We start from the raw sequence: 7,260 nt of genomic DNA, 5'->3' as shown, positions 1-7,260 counted from the left end.
TGGCTTCATCTAACCATTGCAGGTATTCCTTTTTATTGCTGTAGCTAAAATTATCGTAGGTATTTTTTGCGGCAGCATTGGTATTGAGTGCCTCTATAAAATAATCGGGGGCTACCAATTCGGTTTTGGGGGCAGGGGCCTTTTTGGCAACTACCTTGTTATTTTCATTTAGCCTGATACTTTGCCATATAAAATCGGCTATTATCTCATCAGCCGGCAAATCGCTAAGCGACGTTATAGGGCCAAAGCTTCCTGCCGTGCCGTCCTCTGGTTTCAGTACCTTATGTGGGTCAACAAGTAACTTCTCTTTCCAAAAACCAAAGCCAATATGCTCTTTAAAAGCGGCCATCTGGCAAACGGAACCCTTGCAATCAAAAAACGGGAATCCCCATTTTATGGTTTCGGTAATTTGCGGCGCTGTTTGGTGTACCAACTGCCTGATATGCTTTAATATGGGTTTGGCAAAATCGGCCGATCTTTCAATGTAGGCATCTACGCGTGGGTCATATTGTTCCATGTAGTAATTAGTGTTTGGAGATTAGTGATCAGTTATATCAAAAATATAAAATTCTATTTTTTTGCCATGATTACAAAATGACTATCAACCATTTAAGATTAATATGTTTAATTACTGCCGCAATCAACTAATAACTAATCTCCAAACACAATCACTATCCTACCAAATCCCTAAACAACTGTATATGCCAGCTATCTTTAAAGGGCACTTCCCATTTGGTATTCAGTTCTGTTAGGTTTTGCACCAGGTTATTAAACACTATCGAGTCTTTGTTGAGCTTGCCCTGCTTTAACAGTTCCTCAAAATCATGGCGGGGCAATGATAGCACTTCTTCCCCATCGCGGTAAGCCAAATTAAAACGATCAAACAGGCTGATATTAAAATGCTGCTCCAACTGCTTCATAAAATGTACCGATTTATCAATGGAGCAGCCGCTGGCACCTGCCTGGCTCTCGTCAACAATCAAAATTAAAAAGCGGTTGTAGCGCACTTCGGCTTTGGCTTTTAGCTGGTTGTTGTGGGCGGTCCACTGGGTAGTAAAATTATTAAGCTGTTTTTGTAGTTGCTGCACCACATCGTCGGTTAACTTTTTATCCGACTGGTATATCCACACTCTTGAATTTTCAGAAAATTGCATACACAAAGCTATCAAATTATTAACTTGGGTGCGAAGTTTTTGTTGTCATGCGCAGATCAGTTTTAGCCCTAACTAAAAAAGTACTCCTAATTTTGTTGTTTACCCTGGCGGGGATTATTAATTATTGCTTTGTGCCCGCCCTTGATGAACAGGAAATGCTGACCTGGAGCAACCGATGCTTTACAGAAAGCTACAACCCGCCGGCCGAAGAAAAACTGAAGAAATGGGAATTTACGCTAACCAGCGACGCCTTTGTGCGCTTACGTAAAACTTATACCAACGGCAAGCAGGAATACTACTCCTTTCACCTGCACCGGCTTAATGATATGGCTTATTTAGGTACGCCAGCCACAGGTACCCTGCAATTTAAAACCGGCAGCGATGATATTATAGTACAAACCTATAACGACCGTAAAGGCGATGTGGATTCCATGACCAACGTGCTAAACATCCCCGTAAAAAATATGGGTGCCGAGCGTTTGGACAGCCTGCAAAAAGTAATAGAGTATTTTAAAAACAAGGGTTTATAACCCGTTTGCTTTAGCGGTAATTTCGGCTATATCCAATACTTCAATATGTTTTTGAAGTTGCTTTACGCCATCGGTTAACATGGTCATACAAAACGGGCAGGCCGAGGCTATTACCTGCGCGTTAGTGGCGGCAGCTTCCTGTACCCTTTCTACATTTATATCTTTTGTACCGGGTTCGGGCTCTTTAAACATCTGCGCGCCGCCCGCGCCACAGCATAAGCCATTGCTCTTGCAGCGTTTCATTTCAACCAGTTCGGCATCCAGTATCTCTAAAGCTTTGCGTGGGGCCTCGTACACCTCATTTGCGCGGCCCAAATAACAGGCGTCATGGTAGGTAATGCGTTTGCCTTTAAAACTTTCGCCGCCTTCGGCTTTTAACTTGCCTTCGTCAATTAACTGTTGTATCAGCTGTGTATGGTGTATAACATGGTAATTGCCGCCAAGTCCCGGATATTCATTTTTGATGGTATTAAAACAATGCGGGCACCCGGTAACTATCTTTTTTATGCCATAGCCATCCAGCACCTGTATATTGGTCATGGCCTGCATCTGGAACAAAAACTCATTACCCGCGCGTTTGGCCGGGTCGCCGGTGCAGCTTTCCTCTGTACCCAATACCGCGAAGCTGATGCCTACATGCTGTAATATTTTACAGATGTCGCGCGTTATTTTTTGCGCCCGTTGGTCAAAACTACCCGCGCAGCCTACCCAAAATAAAATTTCGGGCTGTTTGCCTTCGGCAGCCATTTGGGCAATAGTTAATGGTTGATGGTTCATAGTTCATGGCACCCATGGTAAATGGGCAATATAATTTATTGTTATTTTATTAATCTTAGCTATGATTTATGAACCATTAACTATGAACTTAAACATAGCTATGATCTATGAACCATCAACCATTATCTTCTATCCAATTCAACCTATCGGCGTTACTATATTTCCACGGCGCGCCGTTATTTTCTATATTGCTAAACGCGTTATTTAAACTTGCAGGCGCCTGTGCTTCTTCCATTACGATATAGCGGCGCATTTCGGTTATAATGTTCAGCGGATCAATATTTACCGGGCAGGCCTCTGTGCAGGCATTACAGGTAGTACAGGCCCATAATTCTTCGTGGGTTATGTAATTATCCAGTAGGCTTTTATTATCGTTATAATCCTTTCCGTGCTTATCCAAATTATTACCAACCTCAGTAATACGGTCGCGGGTATCCATCATTATTTTGCGGGGCGATAATAGCTTACCCGTTATATTGGCCGGGCAAACAGCCGTACAGCGGCCACATTCGGTACAGGTATAGGCATCCAGCAGGTTTTTCCAGGTAAGATCGGTAACATCCTTAGCGCCAAAGCGGCTTATGCCGATATCCTCAGGCGTAAACGATGGATCAAGCATAGCCTTAACCTCGTTGGTAACCGCGGGTATATTATTAAATTCGCCTTTAGGCTCCAGGTTGGAATAGTAGGTATTTGGAAAAGCCAGCAGAATATGAAAATGCTTAGAATAAGGGAGGTAATTTAAAAATGCCAGTATACCCACAATATGCAGCCACCAGCATACCCGCTCGGTTACTATAAGGGTGTTTGCACTATCGGGTAATATTGGCGCAAATAATGCACTCACCGGGAAACTACCGGCCTTAATATAATGCCCGAAATGTAAAAGCTGCAATTTATAATCGGCGGCATTCATCGTTAAAAAGGCCGTCATTAAAACAATCTCAACCAATAAAATATAGTTAGCGTCTGATTTTGGCCAGGCCTTCATTTCTACCCCACTAAAACGTTTTAAATGGACAACATTTCTTCTCGCCAAAAAAACAACACAGGCTGTTAATACCAGCAGCGCCAGTATTTCAAACCCACCTATCAACACGCCATATAAACTACCCAGCGGCGCGGCAAATACGCGGTGCGTGCCAAATACACCATCTATCATGATCTCCAGCACTTCCAGGTTAATGATCACAAAACCTGCATAAATAAAAAAGTGCATAACTGCGGCAAGCGGGCGTTTAGTCATTTTGGTTTGCCCAAAGGCAACATTAGCCATAACCATAAAACGTTTGGCAGGCTGGTCTGACCTATCCAGGGATTTGCCGAGCATAATATTGCGCCTTACCTTGCCCGCGTTTTTGGCAAACAGGTATATGGCGGCTACCAGGATAATAATAAATATAATTTGTGCACTCATTAAAGCGGGTTATACCTCACCCAAAGTTAACCGAATTGTTGACTTTAACTAAACCGGATATTAAAAGAATAGCCGCTATTACTTAACTTATTGATTTTAAGATAAAAGATGAGCCGCGTTTATCACTACCAACAACTAAACGCTTTTTTTTCAAAAAAAACTATCACAAAATAAAAAAAAAGCTACATTTGCAGTCCTTAAACGGGCGGTATCATAGCTCAGTCGGTAGAGCAAAGGACTGAAAATCCTTGTGTCGCTGGTTCGATCCCAGCTGATACCACAAAAACGGTTATCAAACCACTCCAAAACCCTGTAAATCTCTGATTTACAGGGTTTTTTGTTTTCAGCCAAACTCAAAATAACCCATAGTTTCTCAATGTTTATGATACCTAAAAGGATACCTGTTTTTGTTTCTTACCTTCGAGGTATCAGAAAGTGGTATAATTAACTGTAATACAGTTAATTATACCACATCGAGACAGGGCTATTTTGGGCCGTTTTGAGCCGTTTTGATACCAGTTTTTAAGAAACGTTTTGCACCTATTCGTCAAACCGTAACAAAACAAACAGTATTAAATGAAAACAACAAACACATTTGGTGTACATTTTCTTATCCGTCAGGATAAATTGAAAGAGGGCAAGGCCCCCCGTGTACGCTCGCATTACCGTAAACACCGACCGTATCCTTATTGGTTTAAAGCAATGGATTGATCCAAAATCATGGGATATGAGAAAGGGAGCGGGTAAAGGCGCTAAGGATGAAACTAAATCTCTGAATAATTATTTATCAGAGGTTAGGACCGAACTCGGAGAATGCTACCGGGAACTTCAGCTAAAAAAGAAAATAATTACGGCAGAGGATGTTAAAATTACATTTCTGCGTGTTGAAGAAATTGAACATACGCTGCAATCGCTTTTCAAATTTCACAATGAGAGAGAGAAACATAAGCTGAATGAAAATACGCTAAGCCACTATTTAACTACGCAGCGGTATCTTTCAGAATTTATTACCGCACGCTATCGTAAAAAAGACTTGTCTTTAAAAGATGTTAATTTTAAGTTCCTCTCTGATTTCGAAAATTTTCTGCGTGACTATCAACCTGAAAAGAACAAAAAGCCGATTGGCAATACCGGGGCGATGACGCATCTTATACGCTTGAAAAAAATGTTGAACCTGGCTATTAGTCTTGACTGGATAGGAAAGAATCCTTTCTTTAGCTATCGAATAAAAATAAGGCATGAGGTACGCCAGTATCTCAACAAGACAGAGTTATCGGCTTTAGAAACTAAAGTGTTCGCTCTTCCCAGGTTAGATTACGTTAGAGACCTTTTTGTTTTCTGTTGTTATACAGGTTTAGCTTATACCGATGCAATTAATCTGAAAGCTGGCAATTTGGTTGTGGGAGTAGATGAGGGTTTGTGGATTAAAACCAAAAGGAAAAAAACATTGGTGCCGGTGACTACACCGCTATTACCAAAACCTATTGCTATACTGAAAAAGTATGAGAATGATTACAGGGCTTTAAGTAACGGAACGTTGTTTCCGTTATTAAGCAATCAAAAGATGAATAGTTATCTTAAGGAGATTGCAGATTTATGCCTTATTGATAAAAATCTGACCTCTCACATAGCCCGGCATACTTTTGCCACAACTGTTACCCTATCTAACAATGTACCCATTGAAACAGTAAGTAAAATGTTAGGTCATACCAAAATTGGTACGACACAGATTTATGCCAAGGTAATTGAGCAAAAAGTTAGTGATGATATGGCTATTTTGCGAATTAAGTTAGGATAAAAACTAAGCTCATTTAATGTCTAATACCAAATATGAGCCGATTAAAATGATTAATCGGCTCATATTTTTACTATATTTGAGTTGAATAAATAAATAACCGGCTCATGACTTATAGTTGGCAACTTCCAAAATGGCCTGATTTCGTTTACGAAATACAGGAAATACAACCTTTAATCCTCGCTTTAGCGGAAGAAACCGGCGAGGTTAACGGTATGATTATGGGCTTGTCTGATGAATTAAAGCAGGAAACATTACTACAGCTGATGCTTTCTGAAGCCGTCAAAACATCAGAGATCGAGGGCGAAATTTTAAGTCGGGAAGATGTAATGTCTTCTATCCGAAATAATCTGGGATTAAACGTTAGCCCTATTTATGTTAAAGATCAGCGGGCCGGAGGTGTGGCTCAACTAATGATAGAGGTGCGTAAATCCTTTAATCAGCCTTTACGTTTGGATACGCTTCTCGAATGGCATGTAATGTTGATGGCAGGTTCAAAGCATATTAAGCCTGGCCAGTGGAGAATTGGAATTGAACCCATGCAGGTAGTTTCTGGTGCGTATGGACGGGAGGTTGTACATTATGAAGCCCCACCTTCTTCAGAAGTCCCACGGGAAATGGAACGCTTTGTTCAATGGTATAACAAAGTGAAGTTTCCGCTAAAAGGTGGAATAGCCGAAGCCGTGCTAAAATCAGCGATAGCTCATTTGTATTTTGAATCTATACATCCTTTTGAAGATGGTAACGGCCGTATCGGCCGGGCTATTGCAGAAAAAGCCTTGTCACAATCATTGGGGAGACCTGTAATGCTTAGTCTTTCTAAAATTATTGAGGGTAATAAATCTGCTTATTATAACGCACTTAAAGAAGCACAAAAATCGCTGGAAATCACTGGCTGGATAAACTATTTTGCTTCGGTGATATTAGAAGCCCAGCGGGATGCAAAAGCTATGGTAGAGTTTACATTGAAAAAGGCGCAATTTTTTGACCGTTATAAGTTCCAGCTTAATGACCGGCAATTAAAAGCTATCAATAAGATGATGGAAAAAGGCGACCAGGGATTTGAAGGTGGAATGACAGCAAAGAAATACATCAGCATCAACAAAACTTCTAAAGCCACCGCTACCCGCGATTTACAACAGCTAAACGAAATGGGTATCATTACCCAAATAGGAGCTGGCAGGTCCGTAAGCTATCAATTGAATTTAGTTTAATTAGCTTATGCTAAAAGTGGTAAGGTATCGCATTGTGCGATACCTTACTATTCAATATGGTATTGTACATTCTGTAAAATATCAAGTCCGACTCGGATAAACTCGGATTAATTTCCAATTGCCTTAGTTCATTTTTGTATAAAAACACCTACCTCAGACATGAGGTGTGAATTTTTTTTAGACCGAATTATCACTTTTGTGCTTAACAATGATGTTTTCAACACAAAAAAACACATCAGTTAGGTACAGGTGGTGAATTTTTTTCAGACAAAGGTGGCAACTTTGCTTTATGGCTCAAAATGAAAGTCTAATTGTTGGAAAGCTTGAAGCACTTTAAGCTTCTAACAAATGGATGCGGGCTAATTATGGCATT

Annotated in this window: 8 protein-coding genes and 1 tRNA gene; 5 read left to right on the top strand and 4 right to left on the bottom strand. The window is 40.6% G+C overall.

Translation table 11 applies throughout. The features are described 5' to 3' along the window. Both ABI367_RS12595 and ABI367_RS12590 read right to left on the bottom strand, forming a co-directional pair. Nucleotides 1-517 (bottom strand): DUF1801 domain-containing protein (locus ABI367_RS12595; protein ID WP_462227159.1); only part of this gene is annotated, 517 nt, incomplete at its 3' end. Between the two features lie 154 nt (nucleotides 518-671). Then, entirely contained in the window at nucleotides 672-1,154 is a 483-nt protein-coding gene (locus tag ABI367_RS12590) for an ABC transporter ATPase (RefSeq protein ID WP_462227158.1), read from the bottom strand. A 47-nt stretch (nucleotides 1,155-1,201) separates the two neighbouring features. Between ABI367_RS12590 and ABI367_RS12585 the strand changes: the two genes are divergently transcribed. After that, nucleotides 1,202-1,684, top strand: coding sequence for a hypothetical protein (locus ABI367_RS12585; RefSeq protein ID WP_462227157.1), 483 nt, complete (start codon nucleotides 1,202-1,204; stop codon nucleotides 1,682-1,684). Here the strand turns inward: ABI367_RS12585 and ABI367_RS12580 are convergent. Continuing rightward, nucleotides 1,679-2,461: a (Fe-S)-binding protein gene (locus tag ABI367_RS12580; protein ID WP_462227156.1), complete on the bottom strand. Its 783-nt coding sequence runs from the start codon at nucleotides 2,459-2,461 to the stop codon at nucleotides 1,679-1,681. The genes ABI367_RS12585 and ABI367_RS12580 overlap by 6 nt on opposite strands. A 115-nt stretch (nucleotides 2,462-2,576) precedes the next feature. Further along, nucleotides 2,577-3,878 (bottom strand): 4Fe-4S dicluster domain-containing protein, encoded by a 1,302-nt coding sequence (locus ABI367_RS12575; RefSeq protein WP_462227155.1) that lies wholly within the window; start codon nucleotides 3,876-3,878, stop codon nucleotides 2,577-2,579. Between the two features lie 207 nt (nucleotides 3,879-4,085). Here ABI367_RS12575 and ABI367_RS12570 point away from each other — a divergent pair. The 4 genes from ABI367_RS12570 to ABI367_RS12555 all read left to right on the top strand — a co-directional run bounded on the left by ABI367_RS12570 (nucleotide 4,086) and on the right by ABI367_RS12555 (nucleotide 6,887). Next, nucleotides 4,086-4,158 (top strand) — tRNA-Phe (locus ABI367_RS12570). A gap of 296 nt (nucleotides 4,159-4,454) precedes the next feature. Next, the gene (locus tag ABI367_RS12565; protein WP_462227160.1) at nucleotides 4,455-4,589 is read left to right on the top strand and encodes a hypothetical protein; all 135 of its coding nucleotides are present in this window, start codon (nucleotides 4,455-4,457) and stop codon (nucleotides 4,587-4,589) included. Beyond that, nucleotides 4,528-5,676, top strand: coding sequence for a site-specific integrase (locus tag ABI367_RS12560; RefSeq protein ID WP_462227154.1), 1,149 nt, complete (start codon nucleotides 4,528-4,530; stop codon nucleotides 5,674-5,676). Before ABI367_RS12565 ends, ABI367_RS12560 begins: the two co-directional genes overlap by 62 nt. A 104-nt stretch (nucleotides 5,677-5,780) precedes the next feature. Next, the gene (locus ABI367_RS12555) at nucleotides 5,781-6,887 is read left to right on the top strand and encodes a Fic family protein (RefSeq protein ID WP_462227153.1); all 1,107 of its coding nucleotides are present in this window, start codon (nucleotides 5,781-5,783) and stop codon (nucleotides 6,885-6,887) included. The last annotated feature ends 373 nt before the right edge of the window (nucleotides 6,888-7,260 follow it).

It is taken from the genome of Mucilaginibacter sp., from assembly GCF_039935595.1.
Lineage (GTDB): Bacteria > Bacteroidota > Bacteroidia > Sphingobacteriales > Sphingobacteriaceae > Mucilaginibacter.
This window is presented reverse-complemented; position numbering and strand designations above follow the sequence as displayed.

What these genes read in the sequence shown, in the direction of transcription:
- ABI367_RS12580 (WP_462227156.1), bottom strand. Translation starts at nt 2,461, where the DNA reads ATGAACCATCAACCATTAACTATTGCCCAAATGGCTGCCGAAGGCAAA.
- ABI367_RS12590 (WP_462227158.1), bottom strand. Translation starts at nt 1,154, where the DNA reads ATGCAATTTTCTGAAAATTCAAGAGTGTGGATATACCAGTCGGATAAA.
- ABI367_RS12565 (WP_462227160.1), top strand. Translation starts at nt 4,455, where the DNA reads ATGAAAACAACAAACACATTTGGTGTACATTTTCTTATCCGTCAGGAT.
- ABI367_RS12555 (WP_462227153.1), top strand. Translation starts at nt 5,781, where the DNA reads ATGACTTATAGTTGGCAACTTCCAAAATGGCCTGATTTCGTTTACGAA.
- ABI367_RS12585 (WP_462227157.1), top strand. Translation starts at nt 1,202, where the DNA reads ATGCGCAGATCAGTTTTAGCCCTAACTAAAAAAGTACTCCTAATTTTG.
- ABI367_RS12575 (WP_462227155.1), bottom strand. Translation starts at nt 3,878, where the DNA reads ATGAGTGCACAAATTATATTTATTATTATCCTGGTAGCCGCCATATAC.